Below are 17,018 nucleotides of genomic sequence, written 5' to 3'. Positions count from 1 at the left end.
ACAGGTTATGACGGCCGACAAGGCGCCCGCATGGGGAGGAATCAACGCATGGACTTAGGGTCACCTTACCTGCGACGCGTCCGGGATGCGGACCGGCCGGTTCTCCCCGGCGGACCCCGGGTGGCAGGATTCGGGGCATGTCAGACCAGCTCCGTTCCACCGCCGAGCCCGCGGCCGAAGGCCCCGCCGCCCCCTACGACGCCCTGCTGCTGCTGTCCTTCGGCGGCCCCGAGGGACCCGACGACGTCGTGCCGTTCCTGGAGAACGTCACGCGCGGGCGCGGCATCCCGCGCGAGCGGCTCAAGGAGGTCGGGCAGCACTACTTCGGCTTCGGCGGGGTCAGCCCGATCAACGCGCAGAACCGCGAGCTGCTGGATGCCCTGCGCAAGGACTTCGCCGAGCACGGGCTGGACCTGCCCGTCTACTGGGGCAACCGCAACTGGGCCCCGTACCTGACCGACGTCCTGCGGGAGATGGTCCGCGACGGGCGCCGCCGCATCGCCGTCCTCGCCACCAGCGCCTACGCCTCGTACTCGGGCTGCCGCCAGTACCGCGAGAACCTCGCCGACGCGCTGGCCGCCCTGGCCGAGGAGGGCCTGGAGCTGCCGCGCGTGGACAAGCTGCGGCACTACTTCAACCACCCCGGCTTCGTGGAGCCCATGATCGACGGGGTGGTGGCCTCCCTCGCGGCGCTGCCCGCCGAGGTCCGCGACGGCGCCCACCTCGCCTTCACCACCCACTCCATCCCGACGGCCGCCGCCGACGCCTCCGGCCCGGTCGAGGAGCACACCGAGGGCGGCGAGGGCGGCGCGTACGTCAGGCAGCACCTGGACGTGGCCCGGGTGATCGCGGACGCCGTGGCGGTGGAGACCGGCCGCGCACACCCCTGGAAGCTGGTCTACCAGTCCCGCAGCGGCGCCCCGCACGTCCCGTGGCTGGAGCCCGACATCTGCGACCACCTCGAGGCCCTGCACGCCGACGGGGCGCCCGCCGTCGTCATGGTGCCGATCGGCTTCGTCTCCGACCACATGGAGGTCCTGTACGACCTCGACACCGAGGCCACGGCCAAGGCGGCCGAACTCGGCCTGCCCGCCCAACGCTCCGCGACGGTCGGCGCCGACCCGCGCTTCGCCGCAGCGGTACGGGAGCTGGTGCTGGAACGCGCCGCGCGCGAACGCGGCGAGCGGGCCCAAGAGTGCTGGGTGGGCAGCCTGGGCCAGAGCCACGACCTGTGCGCGGTGGGCTGCTGCCCGGCCCGCGCTCCCCGGCCGGCCGCCGCCGGCGCCGACAGCCCGTACGCGTAGGGGGACGGCATGATCTCCGAAGAGCTGAAGGCCGAACTGCTGGACGTCGCCCTGGAGGCCGCCCGGCGGGCCGGGGAACTGCTGCGCGACGGCAGGCCGGCGGACCTGGCGGTGGCCGCGACGAAGAGCAGCCCGATCGACGTGGTGACCGAGATGGACATCGCCGCCGAGAAGCTGATCACCGACATCCTCGCCGAACGGCGGCCCGCGGACGGGCTGCTGGGCGAGGAGGGCGCGGACAGCCCCGGCACGAGCGGGGTGCGCTGGGTGATCGACCCGCTCGACGGCACCGTCAACTACCTCTACGGGCTGCCCGGCTGGGGCGTGTCCATCGCGGCCGAGTACGGGGGCGAGACGGTGGTGGGCGTCGTGGCGGCGCCGATGCGCGGGGAGACGTACCACGCGGTGCTGGGCGGCGGCGCCTGGTCGGGCACCGCCCGGCTGGCCTGCCGGGCGGCCGCGCCGCTGGACCAGGCGCTGGTCGCCACCGGGTTCGCGTACGTCCAGACGCGACGGGCCCACCAGGCCGAGGTGGCCGCGCGGATCATCCCGCTGGTCCGGGACGTCCGGCGCGCAGGCTCGGCGGCGCTCGACCTGTGCGACGTCGCGGCCGGGCGCCTCGACGGGTACTGGGAGCGCGGGCTCAACCCCTGGGACCTCGCCGCGGGCGACCTGATCGCCCGCGAGGCGGGGGCCCTCACCGGAGGCCGGCCCGGACGGCCGGCCTCCGGCGAGCTGGTGCTGGCGGCCTCCCCGGCGGTCTTCGCCTCGCTCCAGCCGCTGCTGGAGGAAGCCGGGGCCTGGCACGACTGACGGCACGGCACGGCACGGCACCGGACCCCGGCCGCCATGGGGCGGCCGGGGTCCGGTGGGTGCGCTGGGAGCCCGGTGGTGCGTCGGGTCAGGCGGCCGTGACCGGCACGCCGTGTTCCGCGGCGAGCCGCTGGAGGTCCTCCAGTTCGGCCTGTTCCACATCCGCGAGGTAGTCGTCGCCCGTCTCACGGGCCTTGCTCAGGTCCGACTGCGTGGCCTTGATGCGCTGCAGGAGACCCGCGGTGAATGCGTCCATGGTGGGTGCGCCCCCTCTGCGTGGGTCGGCGGCGGGAGAGCGCGAAGCAGTCCGCCGCGTCAGGGTGGTTGGGGTGTGCAGTCGTCCTCCCCGGCACCCTGGGCACAGAAACCTCGTAAGGCGAGGGAATCCTCAGTTCCGGCGCCGGATCCCCTTCCGAACGGGGTCCAGGGGCGCCTTACAGCCGGTTTACGGCCGAAACCGGCAGGATGGAGGCGCAATACACGTGTGCCTGCCCAGCCGGGCTCGAAGGAAGGAAACGACGTGCGCGTACTCGTCGTCGAGGACGAGCAGCTGCTCGCCGATGCGGTGGCCACCGGCCTGCGCCGGGAGGCCATGGCCGTGGACGTCGTGTACGACGGTGCCGCGGCCCTGGAGCGCGTCGGGGTGAACGACTACGACGTGGTCGTGCTCGACCGGGACCTTCCGCTGGTGCACGGCGACGACGTCTGCCGGAAGATCATCGAGCTCGGCATGCCCACGCGCGTGCTCATGCTCACGGCGTCCGGGGACGTCAGCGACCGCGTCGAGGGCCTGGAGCTGGGGGCCGACGACTACCTTCCCAAGCCCTTCGCCTTCACCGAGCTGATCGCCCGCGTGCGCGCCCTCGGCCGGCGCACCACCGTCGCGCTGCCGCCCGTACTGGAGCGGGCCGGCATCAAGCTGGACCCGAACCGGCGCGAGGTCTTCCGCGAGGGCCGCGAGGTGCAGCTGGCGCCCAAGGAGTTCGCGGTGCTGGAGGTGCTCATGCGCAGCGAGGGGACCGTGGTGTCCGCCGAGCAGCTGCTGGAGAAGGCCTGGGACGAGAACACCGACCCGTTCACCAACGTCGTCCGGGTGACCGTCATGACGCTGCGCCGCAAACTCGGGGAGCCCCCGGTGATCGTCACCGTGCCCGGCTCCGGCTACCGGATCTGACCCGGTGGCCTCTACTCCGGCGCCACCCGCGGCGCCACCGAAACCGACCTGGGACCCCGGCCACCCCGAGGGTCCCTTCCCTTGGCTGAGACCGACCATCCGGATAAGGCTCACGCTGCTGTACGGCGGCATGTTCCTGATCGCCGGGATCCTGCTGCTGTCGATCATCTACCTGCTGGCCGCGCAGGCCCTGAGGGAGGGCAACGCGCTCCCGTTCAAGATCGTCGGCGGGCAGAAGGTCGAGGTCTCCAGCACCACCTGCTCCGGGGTCGGCATCGACCAGTCGATCGACCAGTTCAACGCCGCGATCGCGCAGTGCATCCTCGACCAGCGCAAGCACGCTTTGGACGACCTGCTCAGCCGGTCCCTGATGGCCCTCCTGGGCCTCAGCGTCATCGCCTTCGCCTTCGGCTACGCGATGGCCGGCCGGGTGCTCTCGCCGCTGGGCAAGATCACCCGGACCGCCCGCCGGGTGGTGGGTTCCGACCTGACCCGGCGCATCGAGCTGGACGGCCCGGACGACGAGCTCAAGGAGCTCGCGGACACCTTCGACGAGATGCTCGACCGCCTGGAGCGGGCCTTCACGGCACAGCAGCGCTTCGTGGCCAACGCCTCGCACGAGCTGCGGACCCCGCTGGCCATCAACCGGACGCTGCTGGAGGTCCACCTCTCGGACCCCGGAGCCCCGGTGGAGCTCCAGCAGCTGGGCAGGACGCTGCTGGCCACCAACGAGCGCAGCGAGCAGCTGGTCGAGGGCCTGCTGCTGCTCGCCCGCAGCGAGAACCAGATCGTGGAACGCAAACCGGTGGACCTCGCGGAGGTCGCCTCGCGCGCCATCGACCAGGCCCGCGGCGAGGCCGTCGCCAAGGGCGTGGAGATCCGCGGCGAGCGCGCCCCGGCCGTGGTCCAGGGCAACGGTGTCCTGCTGGAGCGGATCGCCCTCAACCTGGTGCAGAACGCCGTCCGGTACAACGTGCCGGAGGGCGGCTGGGTGGAGGTCACGACCGAGGCGCAGCACGGCCAGGCGGTGCTCGTCGTATCGAACACGGGTCCCGTGGTTCCCGCGTACGAGGTGGACAGCCTCTTCGAGCCCTTCAGACGGCTGCGTACCGAGCGAACGGGCAGTGACAAGGGTGTGGGGCTCGGCCTGTCGATCGCGCGCTCTGTGGCGCGCGCACACGGCGGCCGCATCCTCGCGACGCCCCGGGAGGGCGGTGGCCTCGTGATGCGTGTCACGCTGCCCCTTTGAGCCGCCCGGGTTCCGTTCGCCGTGAGCGGAACGCCCGGACGGCGTCCGTGGACACCGCCTGTGTGATCGATCACAGTGGCGGGTGTCGGGTCATGCGCGTTCTGTGACCCCAAGACGGCCGGAAAGCCCGGGAAGTCCGGGTTTCCGGCCCCCTGTATGGCGGGAAATACACGGGGTGGCGTTTGTGCAAGACGACCCCCGGACCGTGTACGGTCCCGCTCGACATCCCGGCCACGAGCTCTCCCGGGCGACGGCTGGGTGTCGATTGAGTAACAGACCTTGATGTGAGGCAAAATCTCCGCCTCAGGTCGGGCACAAGTCCGGCCTCTCGCGCGTTACGTGCGCTGAGACACCGCTAAATCCCAGAGGGGGAGAGCGAAAAAATGGCAACGGACTACGACACCCCACGCAAGACCGACGACGACGTCGACAACGACAGCATCGAGGAGCTCAAGGCTCGGCGCAGCGAGAAGTCGTCCTCCAGCGTTGACATCGAGGACTTCGACGGCGCCGAGAGCCTCGAGCTCCCGGGCGCCGACCTCTCCAACGAGGAGCTGGCCGTCCGGGTGCTGCCCAAGCAGGCCGACGAGTTCACCTGCATGAGCTGCTTCCTGGTGCACCACCGCAGCCAGCTGGCGCGCGAGAAGAACGGCCAGCCGATCTGCCGCGACTGCGACTGAGGTCGGTCGTGACCGGCTCGACGCCCTTCCGCAAGCGACGTTTCCGGAAATCCGGCGATCCGGCGGCACCGGACCGGGCGGCGGCAACGGGCCCGGCAACGGGCCCCGGGACCGCCGGCGGCCAGGCCACCGGAAAGGCCGTCGTGCCGTCCGACACCGCAGCGGCGGTGCCGTCGGCCACAGGGGTGGACGAGGAGTCCCGGGGCAGGCCCGGGACGCGTCGGATGCAAGCCGTCAAGAACGGTGTGCGCAAGGGCGGCGAGAGTGCGCGAGCCGCCGCCCTGTACATCACCGACCGGGTCATCGAGAACGCCCCGCGCGTTCCGGTACGGGACCTCGCGACCCTGCGCGCGCAGTTCCCGGGCCTCGGTCCCGACCAGCTGGCCGACAAGCTGATCGCCGGGGCGTCCAACGGCACCTCCACCGTGGGCGCGGGCATCGGCGCCGCGGCCATGCTGCCGGTCCCTCCCGCGATGCCGGCCGAGCTGGCCGCGGAGATCACCGCGGTCGCCGCGATCGAGCTGAAGCTGATCGCCGAGCTGCACGAGGTCTACGGGCAGCGCCCGCCGGGCGGCCTGAAGGACCGCAGCATCGCCTACCTGTCCTCCTGGACCGAGGAGCGCGGGATCGACCTGACCAAGCCGACCACGCTCAACGCGGCCCTCGGTGGCCAGATGAAGCGCGAACTGCGCCAGCAGATCATGAAGCGGATGGTCCGCAACCTGCCGAACCTGATGCCGTTCATGGTGGGCGCCGCCGTCGGAGCGGTCCTGAACCGCCGCGACACCAGGAAACTCGCCGAGAAGGTCCGTGGGGACCTGCGGAGCCGCGCCGTGCCGTGGGACGCCCTGCCCGCCCTGCCGCCCCTGGAGCACCCCTCCGAGGCCCTTCCCGAGGCCACCAGGGCCGCCCTCGAAGGCGGCGATCCGGACGCCCGGCGCTGAAGGGCGCCGTCGCGGCCTGCGCCGGAGCCGGCCTCAGACGTCGGCGCGGGCGCTCTTCGCCGCCCGGACGGCCGCCGCCAGGGCCTGGGGCTCGCGCGTGGACACGTACACGTAAGGGGTCGGGTCCGCCGGGTCGGTGACCTCGACCCGCACCGCCGTGGGCACGTAGCTGCGCATCAGCATGAAGGCCCGGGGGTCGGCCTTGTAGGTGCGCCACGCCCGCGCCTCCTCCGCCTCCAGCACCTCCGGCTCGCCCAGCGCCGCCACCGGGATCCGGGCGTCGCCCGCCGCCAGCGCGCCGCCCACCACGCGCACGCGCGCGGAACCGTACGAGCTCACCAGCAGCCCCGCCAGCGCGGCGCCGCCGACCAGCCCCGCCAGCATCGGCAGCGTGCCGAGCGGCAGCAGCATCAGCGCGCACGCCAGACCGGTCAGTGCGGCGATGCCCCACCAGGAGCGGGGGGCGGAGAGGCGTTCGTCGTGGTGCGCGGGGGAGAGCTGCATGGAACCAAGCCTCCCACGAGGCGACCGGCGGGTAGCCGCGCGGGTAAGGTCAGCGGCTGTGAGTGGACGAAACACAGCGTTGACGCCCCCGGCCGATGCCACGGCACCGGTCCGGCACCCCGACGCCCCGGCGCCCGGGGAGCTGCTCGGCGCGCACTACGAGCACTGTTTCGGCTGCGGCGGCGGCCAGCCGCACGGCCTCCACCTGGAGGCCCGCGCGGGCGAGGGCGTACGCATCACCGCGGAGTTCACCGTCAAGCCCGCCCACCAGGGCGCACCCGGCCTCGCCCACGGCGGCGTGCTGGCCACCGCGCTCGACGAGACGCTCGGTTCCCTGAACTGGCTGCTGCGCGTCATAGCGGTGACCGGCCGGCTGGAGACCGACTTCGTGCGGCCCGTCCCCGTGGACACCGTCCTGTACCTGGAGGCGGAGGTCACGGCCGTGGCGGGCCGGAAGATCTACTCCACGGCGGTGGGCCGGATAGGCGGCCCGGACGGCCCCGTCGCCGTCCGCGCCGACGCGCTCTTCATCGAGGTGAAGGTCGACCACTTCATCGACAACGGTCGGCCCGAGGAGATCCGGGCGGCGATGTCCGACCCGGACCAGGTCAGGCGCGCACGCGCCTTCGAGGTGAACCCCTGATGTCCCAGAACAGCCAAGCCGTCCGCCATGACGTCGACGTGCTGATCCGCCGCGTCGACCCCGACGTGCCCATCCCCGCCTACGGCCACCCCGGCGACGCCGGCTGCGACCTGGTGACCACCGTGGCCGCCGAGCTGGAGCCGGGGGAGCGGGCCGTGCTGCCCACCGGAGTCTCCATCGCCCTGCCCGACGGGTACGCGGCGTTCGTGCACCCGCGCTCGGGCCTGGCCGCCCGCTGCGGGCTCGCGCTCGTGAATGCCCCGGGGACGGTGGATGCCGGGTACCGTGGGGAGATCAAGGTGATCGTGGTCAATCTCGACCCGCGCGAGAGCGTCCGGTTCGAGCGCTTCGACCGCATTGCCCAGCTGGTTGTCCAGCGGGTCGAGAAGGTGCGCTTCCACGAGGTCGCGGAACTTCCCGGCTCGGCCCGGGCCGACGGGGGGTTCGGCTCCACCGGCGGTCATGCGGCCGTGGCCGGATCCGGGGCTGGTCAGCAGCAGGGTGGGAATGGCTACGCTTCGGTCGTATCCGACCGGGAAGGACAGTGACGTGTTCGGACGTCGCAAGAAGAACGACTCCGCCAACGACGGCGGCGCGGCCGAGCAGGTCGCGAACGGCGTGGCTGCCGACGAGCGGGACGGCGGCGAGGAAACCGCCGCACCGCGCCGGCTGAACCTGCCCCCCGCCCCGCGGCCCGACGGCCCGTGGGACGTCTCCGAGGTGCTCGGCAACCCGGCTGACGGCCGGGTCGACCTGGGCGGCATCCTCGTACCCGGTGTCGAGGGCATGGAACTGCGCGTCGAGGTCGCCGGTGACGCGATCGTGGCGGCCACCGTGGTCCTCGGCGACAGCGCCGTGCAGCTGCAGGCCTTCGCCGCGCCCAAGAAGGAGGGCATCTGGGGCGAGGTCCGCGACGAGATCGCCTCGGGCATCACCCAGCAGGGCGGCATCATCGACGAGGTCGACGGTGCGCTCGGCTGGGAGCTGCGCGCGCAGGTCCCCGTACCGCTGCCCGACGGACAGACCGGCGCCCAGCTGGTGCGCTTCGTCGGCGTCGACGGCCCGCGCTGGTTCCTGCGCGGCGTCATCTCCGGCCAGGGCGCGGTGCGCCCCGAGGCGGCCGGCGTGCTGGAGCAGATCTTCCGGGACACCGTCGTCGTCCGCGGCGACGGCCCCATGGCCCCGCGCGACCCGATCGTCCTGAAGCTGCCGAACGACGCGCAGATGGTGCCGGACGGCGTGCAGACGGCCGAGGACCAGGAGGGCTCGCGCTTCTCCGGCGGCATGGGACAGCTCGAGCGGGGCCCGGAGATCACCGAGGTCCGCTGACGCCATAGGGCGGCCTTCCGCCGGTGGGCCCCGTTCCGTTCGCGGGCGGGGCGCGCCGGCTTCGGCGCGCCCGGCGGGCGGAGGACCGCGTCAGGGATGCGTCAGGGATGTCCGTCAGGCGCCCTCATCCGCACGGGAACGGCGGGAACGTCCCCGAGAATGAGCGCATGGGACGCGGCAGGCTAAGGATCTATCTCGGCGCGGCCCCCGGGGTGGGCAAGACGTACGCCATGCTCGCGGAGGGCCACCGCCGGGTGGAGCGGGGCACCGACTGCGTCGTCGGCTTCGTCGAGCACCACGGGCGGCCGCGTACCGAGGCCGTGCTGCACGGCCTGGAACAGGTGCCCGGGCGGCCTCTGTCCGACCGGGGCGCCGCCTTCTCCGAGATGGACGTGGACGGCGTGCTCGCCCGGCGCCCGGCCGTGGCCCTGGTCGACGAGCTCGCGCACACCAACGCCCCCGGCTCGCGCAACGCCAAGCGCTGGCAGGACGTCGAGGAGCTGCTGCGGGCCGGGATCGACGTGGTGTCCACCGTCAACATCCAGCACCTGGAGTCCCTCGGGGACGTGGTGGAGACGATCACCGGGGTGCGTCCGCGCGAGACCGTGCCGGACGAGGTGGTGCGGCGGGCCGACCAGATCGAGCTGGTCGACATGTCCCCGCAGGCGCTGCGCCGGCGCATGGCGCACGGCAACGTCTACCGGCCGGACAAGGTCGACGCGGCCCTGTCCCACTACTTCCGGCCCGGCAACCTGACCGCGCTGCGGGAGCTGGCGCTCCTGTGGGTCGCCGACCGGGCCGACGAGCACCTCCAGCAGTACCGGGGTGAGCACGGCATCCGCTCGACCTGGCAGGCCCGCGAACGGATCGTCGTGGGCCTCACCGGCGGGCCCGAGGGCCGCACCCTGATCCGCCGGGCCGCCCGGATGGCCGCCAAGGGCTCCGGCAGCGAGGTCCTCGCCGTGTACATCGCCCGCAGCGACGGGCTCACCTCGGCCACCCCCAAGGAGCTCGCGGTGCAGCGGACCCTGGTCGAGGATCTTGGCGGAACGTTTCATCATGTGATCGGCGACCGCGTCCCCGAGGCGCTCCTCGCCTTCGCCCGCGGGGTCAACGCGACCCAGATCGTCCTGGGCTCCAGCCGCCGCAAGGCCTGGCAGTACGTCCTGGGGCCCGGGGTGGGCGCCACCGTCGCCCGCGACTCGGGCCCCGACCTCGACGTGCACATCGTCACCCACGAGGAGGTCGCCCGGGGGCGGGGGCTGCCCGGGGTCCGCTCGGCGGCCCGGCTCGGCCGGACCCGGATCGCGGCCGGGTGGGTGGCCGGGGTGGTCCTGCCCGTGCTGCTGTGCGCGCTGCTGACGCACATCGACACCGATCCCGGCCTCGCCAACGACATGCTGCTCTTCCTGGCGCTGACGGTCGCCGCCGCGCTGCTGGGCGGGCTGTGGCCGGCGCTGGCCTCGGCGGCCTCCGGGTCGCTGCTGCTGAACTACTTCTTCGCCCCGCCGCTGCACCGCCTCACCGTCTCCGACCCCCGGAACATCATGGCCATCGCCGTGTTCTTCGGGGTCGCCGTCGCGGTGGCCTCGGTGGTGGACCTGGCCGCCCGGCGCACGCACCAGGCCGCCCGGCTGCGGGCCGAGTCCGAGGTCCTCTCCTTCCTGGCCGGGAGCGTGCTGCGCGGGGAGGCGGCCCTGGACGCGCTGCTGGAGCGGGTGCGCGAGACCTTCGCGATGGAGTCGGTGGCCCTGCTGGAGCGGGCGGGCGGGGCGGAGCCGTGGACCCGGGCCGGCAGCGTCGGGCCCCGCCCGGCGGCGCGGCCCGAGGACGCCGACGTGGACATGCCGATCGGCGACCACATGGCCCTGGCCCTGACCGGGCGGGTGCTGCCCGCCGAGGACCGCCGGGTGCTCGGCGCCTTCGCCGCCCAGGCCGCCGTGGTGCTGGACCGGCAGCGGCTCGTGGGGGAGGCGGAGGAGGCCCGCCGGCTGGCCGAGGGCAACCGGATCCGGACCGCCCTGCTGGCCGCCGTCAGCCATGACCTGCGTACGCCCCTGGCCTCCATCAAGGCCTCCGTCAGCTCCCTGCGCTCCGACGACGTGGACTGGTCCGAGGAGGACCGGGCCGAGCTCCTGGCCGGCATCGAGGAGGGTGCCGACCGGCTCGACCACCTGGTCGGCAACCTGCTGGACATGTCCCGGCTCCGCACCGGCAGCGTGACGCCCCTGATCCGGGAGGTCGACCTTGACGAGGTGGTCCCGGTGGCGCTGGGCGGCGTACCGGAGGACAGCGTGCTGCTGGACGTGCCGGAAACCCTGCCGATGGTGGCGGCGGACCCGGGGCTGCTGGAGCGGGCCGTGGCCAACGTGGTGGAGAACGCCGTCAAGTACAGCCCTCCCGGGCAGCGGGTCCTGGTCGCCGCCAGCGTCCTCGGCGACCGGGTCGAGGTGCGCGTCGTCGACCGGGGCCCCGGGGTCCCCGACGAGGCCAAGGAGCGGATATTCGCCCCGTTCCAGCGGCACGGCGACGCCCCGCGCGGCGCCGGCGTCGGCCTGGGGCTGGCGGTGGCCCGGGGCTTTGCCGAGTCCATGGACGCCACCCTCGCCGCCGAGGACACCCCCGGGGGCGGGCTGACGATGGTGCTCTGCATGCGCGCGGCGACCCGCGGCCGCCCGCAGGAGGGGCCCGGCGGCGCGGACGGAGCGCGGAACCCGGAGCGGGGACCGACGGAAGCCGGGGACCTCCCCGCACGACAGGAAGCAGGTCCCCGATGACCCGGGTGCTCGTGGTGGACGACGAGCCGCAGATCGTCCGAGCCCTCGTGATCAACCTCAGGGCGCGCGCGTACGAGGTCGACGCGGCCGGCGACGGGGCGGGCGCCCTGGAGCTCGCGGCCGCCCGCCACCCCGACGTGGTCGTCCTCGACCTCGGCCTGCCCGACATGGACGGCGTCGAGGTGATCAGGGGGCTCCGCGGCTGGACGCGGGTGCCGATCCTGGTGCTCTCGGCCCGGCACAGCTCCGACGAGAAGGTCGAGGCGCTCGACGCCGGCGCCGACGACTACGTCACCAAGCCCTTCGGCATGGACGAGCTCCTGGCCCGGCTGCGCGCCGCGGTCCGCCGGGCGGAGCCCGCCGCCGGGACGGGCGGGGACGAGGTGCTCGTGGAGACGGAGGGGTTCACGGTGGACCTCGCCGCCAAGAAGGCGGTGCGCGAGGGGCGCGACGTACGCCTCACCCCCACCGAGTGGCACCTGCTGGAGGTGCTGGTGCGGGGCGGCGGCAGGCTGGTCGGCCAGAAGCAGCTGCTGCGGGAGGTGTGGGGGCCCGCCTACGGCAAGGAGACCAACTACCTGCGCGTCTACATGGCCCAGCTGCGCCGCAAGCTGGAGGCGGACCCCTCGCACCCCCGGCACTTCATCACCGAACCGGGCATGGGGTACCGCTTCGAGCGGTAGCGGGGCTTCGAGAGGCGGCCGGGGCGCCGGTAGGCTTCCTGTATGAGTGCTGAACCGCGTCCCGAGAAGCCCGCGAAACCGGCCAGGCCGGCGGGCCGGTTCCGCCGGATGATAGAGCGGCTGTCCACCTCCCAGGAGGAGCTGCATTCGGCGGAACTGCAGGAGGACGCAGAAGCCGCGGGGTGCACGCGGATCTGCGACTGCCACGACCGCCAGATCGTGAAGGTGACCGGAACCCTCCGCACCGTCACCCTGCGGCCGCGGGCCGGGGTGCCCGCCCTGGAGGCCGAGCTGTTCGACGGCTCGGCCCCGCTGGACGTGGTCTGGCTCGGGCGTCGCTCGATCGTGGGAATCGAGCCCGGGCGGCGCATGATCGCTTCGGGCCGCATCTCGATGAGCCACGGGCGCCGGGTGCTCTTCAACCCGAAGTACGAACTCCGACCGCTCGGACAGGAGCACTGACCGGTGACGTCACTCGACAAACCGACCACGCCGGACCCCGGCGCCGCACCCGCCGACGACCAGAAGGCGGTCACGCAGGCGGCGCTCTTCGACGCCTTCGGCGGCATCCGGGGCACCGTGGAGACGATGCTCCCCGGCCTGCTCTTCGTCATGATCTACACCATCAACAAGGACGTGAAGATGTCCGCCGTCGCGGCGGGCGTGGTCGCGGTCCTGCTGGTGATCGTGCGGCTGCTGCGCAAGGACACCGTGAAGCACGCCTTCAGCGGGGTCTTCGGCGTCGGCGTGGGCGTGGCCTTCGCCCTCTTCACGGGCAGCGCCAAGGGCTTCTACCTGCCCGGCATGATCTACGGGGTCGGCCTGGGCGTGGCCTTCACGGTCTCGGCGCTGGTGGGGTTCCCGCTGCTGGGGGTGATCCTGGGGCCGGTGTTCAAGGAGAACCTGTCCTGGCGCACCCGCAACCCGGGGCGCAAGAAGGCGTACACCAAGGCCAGCCTGGCCTGGGGGCTCGTCTTCCTGGCGAAGTACGCGATCCTCTTCCCCCTGTACTGGTGGGGTGACGAGACGCAGCTGGGCTGGGTGCTGATCGCGCTGAAGCTCCCGCCGATGGTGCTGGCCGTGTACTTCACCTGGGTCTTCCTGGCGAAGGCGCCGCCGCCGATCGACGTGATCGCCGAGTACGAGGCCGAGGAGCTGGCCGCCCGGGAGAAGAAGGCCTGAGCGGCGGGACCGGGCCGCGCCGGTGTCCGTGACGTGAAGGGGCGGGGTGACCACCAGGCCACCCCGCCCCTTCACGTCCGCCCTTGAGCGTGCCCGCGGCTCAGTGGCGGGCCTGGAGGAGGTCCTCCAGCTGCTCCTCGCGGGCCTGGGCGGCCACGAAGAGGAGCTCGTCGCCCGGCTCCAGCGTCTCCTCGCCGTGCGGGGTGAGCACGCGGTTGCCCCGGATGATCGTGACCAGGGAGGTGTCCTCCGGCCAGGAGATCTCGCTGATCTGGGTGCCGGCGACCGAGGAGTCCGCCGACAGGGTCAGCTCGACCAGGTTGGCGTCGCCGTGGCTGAAGCGCAGCAGCCGCACCAGGTCGCCGACGCTGACGGCCTCCTCGACCAGCGCCGACATCAGGCGCGGCGTGGACACCGCGACGTCGACGCCCCAGGACTCGTTGAAGAGCCACTCGTTCTTCGGGTTGTTCACCCGGGCCACCACCCGGGGCACCCCGTACTCGGTCTTCGCGAGCAGCGAGACGACCAGGTTGACCTTGTCGTCGCCCGTCGCGGCGATGACCACGTTGCAGCGCTGCAGTGCCGCCTCGTCGAGCGAGGTGATCTCGCAGGCGTCGGCCAGCAACCACTCCGCCTGCGGCACCCGCTCCACCGAGATGGCGGTCGGCGCCTTGTCCACGAGGAGCACCTCGTGGCCGTTCTCCAGCAGCTCACCCGCGATGGAGCGGCCCACGGCCCCGGCTCCGGCGATCGCGACCCTCATGCGTGTGCCTCCTCGGGGCCCTCGGCGAAGGCCGCCTCGACCTTGTCGATCTCGTCCGTGCGCATCATCACGTGGACGAGGTCGCCTTCCTGGAGGACGGTCTGCGAAGTCGGCAGCGTCGCCTCGCCCAGGCGGGTGAGGAACGCGACGCGGACGCCGGTCTCCTCCTGCAGCGTGCTGACCTTGTGCCCGATCCAGGCCGGGGAGGTGTGCACCTCCGCGAGCTGCACCCCGCCGCTCGGGTCACGCCACAGCGGCTCCGAGCCCGAGGGGAGCAGCCGGCGCAGCATCTGGTCGGCGGTCCACCGCACGGTCGCGACGGTGGGGATCCCGAGGCGCTGGTACACCTCGGCGCGCTTGGGGTCGTAGATGCGGGCGGCCACGTTCTCCACGCCGAACATCTCGCGGGCCACGCGGGCGGCGATGATGTTGGAATTGTCACCACTGCTGACGGCGGCGAAGGCACCCGCCTCCTCGATCCCCGCCTCGCGGAGCGTGTCCTGGTCGAAGCCGACACCGGTGACGCGGCGGCCGCCGAAGGAGGCCCCGAGCCGGCGGAATGCGGTGGGGTCCTGGTCGACCACGGCGACCGTATGCCCCTGCTGTTCCAGGGTCTGCGCGAGGGCGGAGCCCACCCTTCCGCAGCCCATAATGACGATGTGCACGGCCGTCCTTCCGGCTGACAGCGGCTCGCTGGTTTCCAGCCTCATTGCATGCTCTGGCTAATCAGGGTCTCAGACCATGGCCCAAGCTACACACGGGCGGTCACCAGTGTGGCCCTTTGGGGTCCAGCCGGTGCTTCATTGGCGGCGCATTGGTGCGGATCGGGGGTGGGGGGTTCGTCAGGCACATTTCGAACGCTTACGATCCTCTGCGTGTCCAAACTGACCGACGTGCCCAAACGGATCCTGATCGGCCGGGCGCTGCGCAGCGACCGCCTCGGGGAAACGCTCCTCCCCAAGCGGATCGCCCTTCCCGTGTTCGCATCCGACCCCCTCTCCTCGGTGGCATATGCGCCCGGCGAGGTGCTGCTGGTCCTGTCCATCGCGGGTGTGTCGGCGTACCACTTCAGCCCCTGGATCGCGGTCGCGGTCGTCGTGCTGATGTTCACCGTGGTCGCCTCCTACCGGCAGAACGTCCACGCCTACCCGAGCGGCGGCGGCGACTACGAGGTGGCCAACACCAACCTCGGACCCCAGGCCGGCCTGACCGTCGCGAGCGCCCTGCTCGTCGACTACGTCCTCACCGTCGCCGTCTCCATTTCCTCCGGCGTCGAGAATCTCGGCTCTGCCGTCGATTTCGTCATCGAGCACAAGGTGCTCTCGGCGATCGTCATGATTCTGCTGCTCACGCTGATGAATCTGCGCGGTGTGAAGGAATCCGGGAAGCTCTTCGCCATCCCGACGTACGTGTTCGTCGGCGCCGTGTTCGTGATGATCGCCTGGGGCGCCTGGCGCGGCCTCGTGATGGGCGACTCGATGGAGGCGCCGACCGCCGGCCTGGAGATCAAGGCCGAGCACCAGGGGCTGGCCGGCTTCGCGCTGGTCTTCCTGCTGCTGAGGGCGTTCTCCTCCGGCTGTGCCGCCCTGACCGGTGTCGAGGCGATCAGCAACGGCGTACCGGCCTTCCGCAAGCCCAAGAGCAAGAACGCCGCCACCACGCTGGCCCTCATGGGCGGCCTGGCGGTCACCATGTTCTGCGGGATCATCGGGCTGGCCATGGCCACCGACGTGAAGATGGCCGAGGCCCCCGCCACCAACCTGCTGAACGACGGCGTCCCGGTCGGAGAGGGATTCGTCCAGCACCCGGTGATCTCCCAGGTCGCCGAGGCCGTCTTCGGCAACGGCAGCTTCCTGTTCATCATCCTCGCCACCGCCACCGCCCTCGTCCTGTTCCTGGCCGCGAACACCGCCTACAACGGCTTCCCGCTGCTCGGCTCGATCCTCGCCCAGGACCGCTACCTGCCGCGCCAGCTGCACACCCGCGGCGACCGGCTCGCCTTCTCCAACGGCATCGTGCTCCTCGCGGGCGCCGCCATACTGCTGGTGTGGATCTACGACGCCGACTCCACCAAGCTGATCCAGCTCTACATCGTCGGCGTGTTCGTCTCCTTCACGCTCAGCCAGATCGGCATGGTCCGGCACTGGAACCGCCACCTGAAGGCCGAGCGCGACCAGGCCGCCCGGCGCCGGATGATCCGCTCGCGGGCCATCAACACCTTCGGCGCGTTCTTCACCGGCATGGTGCTGGTCGTCGTACTGGCCACCAAGTTCACGCACGGCGCCTGGGTCGCCCTGCTGGGCATGCTGATCTTCTACGGCACGATGACCGCGATCCGGAAGCACTACGACCGGGTCGCCGCCGAGATCGCCGCCGACGAAGGCCCCAGCGACGACAGCGTGCGCCCCTCCCGGGTCCACTCCATCGTCCTGGTCTCCAAGGTCCACAAGCCGACGCTGCGCGCCCTGGCCTTCGCCAAGCTGACCCGCTCGGACACCCTGGAAGCGCTCAGCATCAGCGTCGACCCGGCCGAGACCAAGGCGCTGCGGGCCGAGTGGGAGCGGCGCGGGATCAACGTCCCGCTCAAGATCCTCGACTCGCCGTACCGCGAGATCACCCGGCCGGTGGTCGAGTACGTGAAGGGGCTGCGCAGCGAGAACCCGCGCGACGCGGTCAGCGTCTACATCCCCGAATACGTCGTCGGACGCTGGTACGAGCACCTGCTGCACAACCAGAGCGCGCTGCGCCTCAAGGGCCGGCTGCTGTTCACGCCCGGCGTGATGGTCACCTCGGTGCCCTACCAGCTGGAGTCCTCGGAGCTCGCCAAGCGGCGGGCGAAGAAGCGCCAGGAGTGGAACGCGCCCGGCGCCGTGCGCCGCGGACCCGTGGACACGCCGCGGCAGCGTCCGAAGGACCCGGCGGGCAAGTAGTCCTGGTGGTGAACGGCCGGAGGAGATCCACGTAAACTGGTGG

General features: G+C 72.2%; 18 protein-coding genes. 14 read left to right on the top strand and 4 right to left on the bottom strand.

What is annotated here, in order from left to right; all coding sequences use genetic code 11:
- Nucleotides 1–137 precede the first annotated feature (137 nt).
- Nucleotides 138–1,304 carry a ferrochelatase gene (locus ACZ501_RS24385; protein ID WP_468798029.1) on the top strand — a complete coding sequence of 389 codons (1,167 nt, stop codon included), beginning with the start codon at nt 138–140 and terminating at the stop codon, nt 1,302–1,304.
- 9 nt (nt 1,305–1,313) lie between these two features.
- Entirely contained in the window at nt 1,314–2,117 is an 804-nt protein-coding gene (locus tag ACZ501_RS24380) for an inositol monophosphatase family protein (RefSeq protein ID WP_468798026.1), read from the top strand.
- An 88-nt stretch (nt 2,118–2,205) separates the two neighbouring features.
- Here ACZ501_RS24380 and ACZ501_RS24375 read toward each other — a convergent pair whose 3' ends face one another.
- Complete coding sequence (locus ACZ501_RS24375; protein WP_361599620.1) at nt 2,206–2,373, bottom strand: hypothetical protein; 168 nt, start codon at nt 2,371–2,373, stop codon at nt 2,206–2,208.
- A gap of 264 nt (nt 2,374–2,637) precedes the next feature.
- Here ACZ501_RS24375 and ACZ501_RS24370 point away from each other — a divergent pair, with 264 nt between their 5' ends.
- The 4 genes from ACZ501_RS24370 to ACZ501_RS24355 all read left to right on the top strand — a co-directional run bounded on the left by ACZ501_RS24370 (nt 2,638) and on the right by ACZ501_RS24355 (nt 6,164).
- Nucleotides 2,638–3,291: a response regulator transcription factor gene (locus ACZ501_RS24370; RefSeq protein ID WP_361599617.1), complete on the top strand. Its 654-nt coding sequence runs from the start codon at nt 2,638–2,640 to the stop codon at nt 3,289–3,291.
- A 4-nt stretch (nt 3,292–3,295) separates the two neighbouring features.
- Complete coding sequence (locus ACZ501_RS24365) at nt 3,296–4,540, top strand: sensor histidine kinase (RefSeq protein ID WP_361599614.1); 1,245 nt, start codon at nt 3,296–3,298, stop codon at nt 4,538–4,540.
- Nucleotides 4,541–4,923: 383 nt separating this feature from the next.
- Entirely contained in the window at nt 4,924–5,220 is a 297-nt protein-coding gene (locus ACZ501_RS24360) for a DUF4193 domain-containing protein (RefSeq protein ID WP_361599611.1), read from the top strand.
- 8 nt (nt 5,221–5,228) lie between these two features.
- Nucleotides 5,229–6,164 (top strand): hypothetical protein, encoded by a 936-nt coding sequence (locus tag ACZ501_RS24355; RefSeq protein ID WP_362458282.1) that lies wholly within the window; start codon nt 5,229–5,231, stop codon nt 6,162–6,164.
- Between the two features lie 33 nt (nt 6,165–6,197).
- Here the strand turns inward: ACZ501_RS24355 and ACZ501_RS24350 are convergent, their stop codons facing one another.
- A complete protein-coding gene (locus ACZ501_RS24350) occupies nt 6,198–6,668 on the bottom strand; it encodes a DUF3093 domain-containing protein (protein WP_361599605.1) in 471 nt (156 codons plus the stop codon).
- Nucleotides 6,669–6,726: 58 nt separating this feature from the next.
- On the opposite strand from ACZ501_RS24350, the gene ACZ501_RS24345 reads away from it, so the two are divergent.
- The 7 genes from ACZ501_RS24345 to ACZ501_RS24315 all read left to right on the top strand — a co-directional run bounded on the left by ACZ501_RS24345 (nt 6,727) and on the right by ACZ501_RS24315 (nt 13,282).
- On the top strand, nt 6,727–7,311 hold the full coding sequence (locus tag ACZ501_RS24345) for a PaaI family thioesterase (RefSeq protein ID WP_361599602.1): 585 nt from the start codon (nt 6,727–6,729) through the stop codon (nt 7,309–7,311).
- Entirely contained in the window at nt 7,311–7,859 is a 549-nt protein-coding gene (gene dut / locus ACZ501_RS24340; RefSeq protein ID WP_468798023.1) for a dUTP diphosphatase, read from the top strand. The genes ACZ501_RS24345 and dut overlap by 1 nt, the downstream gene beginning before the upstream one ends.
- A 1-nt stretch (nt 7,860) precedes the next feature.
- Entirely contained in the window at nt 7,861–8,640 is a 780-nt protein-coding gene (locus tag ACZ501_RS24335; RefSeq protein WP_361599596.1) for a DUF3710 domain-containing protein, read from the top strand.
- 167 nt (nt 8,641–8,807) lie between these two features.
- A complete protein-coding gene (locus tag ACZ501_RS24330) occupies nt 8,808–11,417 on the top strand; it encodes a DUF4118 domain-containing protein (protein ID WP_468798020.1) in 2,610 nt (869 codons plus the stop codon).
- Nucleotides 11,414–12,100: a response regulator gene (locus tag ACZ501_RS24325; protein WP_361599590.1), complete on the top strand. Its 687-nt coding sequence runs from the start codon at nt 11,414–11,416 to the stop codon at nt 12,098–12,100. Before ACZ501_RS24330 ends, ACZ501_RS24325 begins: the two co-directional genes overlap by 4 nt.
- Nucleotides 12,101–12,142: 42 nt before the next feature.
- Complete coding sequence (locus ACZ501_RS24320) at nt 12,143–12,562, top strand: OB-fold nucleic acid binding domain-containing protein (RefSeq protein ID WP_078950496.1); 420 nt, start codon at nt 12,143–12,145, stop codon at nt 12,560–12,562.
- Nucleotides 12,563–12,565: 3 nt separating this feature from the next.
- Nucleotides 12,566–13,282, top strand: a complete 717-nt coding sequence (locus ACZ501_RS24315; RefSeq protein ID WP_468798017.1) for a DUF3159 domain-containing protein — start codon at nt 12,566–12,568, stop codon at nt 13,280–13,282.
- 100 nt (nt 13,283–13,382) lie between these two features.
- Here ACZ501_RS24315 and ACZ501_RS24310 read toward each other — a convergent pair whose 3' ends face one another.
- Both ACZ501_RS24310 and ACZ501_RS24305 read right to left on the bottom strand, forming a co-directional pair.
- Nucleotides 13,383–14,045 (bottom strand): potassium channel family protein, encoded by a 663-nt coding sequence (locus ACZ501_RS24310; protein WP_007267059.1) that lies wholly within the window; start codon nt 14,043–14,045, stop codon nt 13,383–13,385.
- Nucleotides 14,042–14,710 (bottom strand): potassium channel family protein, encoded by a 669-nt coding sequence (locus ACZ501_RS24305; RefSeq protein ID WP_361599584.1) that lies wholly within the window; start codon nt 14,708–14,710, stop codon nt 14,042–14,044. The genes ACZ501_RS24310 and ACZ501_RS24305 overlap by 4 nt, the downstream gene beginning before the upstream one ends.
- Nucleotides 14,711–14,920: 210 nt before the next feature.
- Between ACZ501_RS24305 and ACZ501_RS24300 the strand changes: the two genes are divergently transcribed.
- Nucleotides 14,921–16,975 (top strand): APC family permease, encoded by a 2,055-nt coding sequence (locus tag ACZ501_RS24300; protein ID WP_361599581.1) that lies wholly within the window; start codon nt 14,921–14,923, stop codon nt 16,973–16,975.
- Nucleotides 16,976–17,018: the final 43 nt, after the last annotated feature.

This window comes from Streptomyces sp. NPDC034085 (genome assembly GCF_055575555.1).
This window is presented reverse-complemented; position numbering and strand designations above follow the sequence as displayed.

What these genes read in the sequence shown, in the direction of transcription:
- ACZ501_RS24375 (WP_361599620.1), bottom strand. Translation starts at nt 2,373, where the DNA reads ATGGACGCATTCACCGCGGGTCTCCTGCAGCGCATCAAGGCCACGCAG.
- ACZ501_RS24320 (WP_078950496.1), top strand. Translation starts at nt 12,143, where the DNA reads ATGAGTGCTGAACCGCGTCCCGAGAAGCCCGCGAAACCGGCCAGGCCG.
- ACZ501_RS24350 (WP_361599605.1), bottom strand. Translation starts at nt 6,668, where the DNA reads ATGCAGCTCTCCCCCGCGCACCACGACGAACGCCTCTCCGCCCCCCGC.
- ACZ501_RS24360 (WP_361599611.1), top strand. Translation starts at nt 4,924, where the DNA reads ATGGCAACGGACTACGACACCCCACGCAAGACCGACGACGACGTCGAC.
- ACZ501_RS24380 (WP_468798026.1), top strand. Translation starts at nt 1,314, where the DNA reads ATGATCTCCGAAGAGCTGAAGGCCGAACTGCTGGACGTCGCCCTGGAG.
- ACZ501_RS24385 (WP_468798029.1), top strand. Translation starts at nt 138, where the DNA reads ATGTCAGACCAGCTCCGTTCCACCGCCGAGCCCGCGGCCGAAGGCCCC.
- ACZ501_RS24330 (WP_468798020.1), top strand. Translation starts at nt 8,808, where the DNA reads ATGGGACGCGGCAGGCTAAGGATCTATCTCGGCGCGGCCCCCGGGGTG.
- dut (WP_468798023.1), top strand. Translation starts at nt 7,311, where the DNA reads ATGTCCCAGAACAGCCAAGCCGTCCGCCATGACGTCGACGTGCTGATC.
- ACZ501_RS24325 (WP_361599590.1), top strand. Translation starts at nt 11,414, where the DNA reads ATGACCCGGGTGCTCGTGGTGGACGACGAGCCGCAGATCGTCCGAGCC.
- ACZ501_RS24310 (WP_007267059.1), bottom strand. Translation starts at nt 14,045, where the DNA reads ATGAGGGTCGCGATCGCCGGAGCCGGGGCCGTGGGCCGCTCCATCGCG.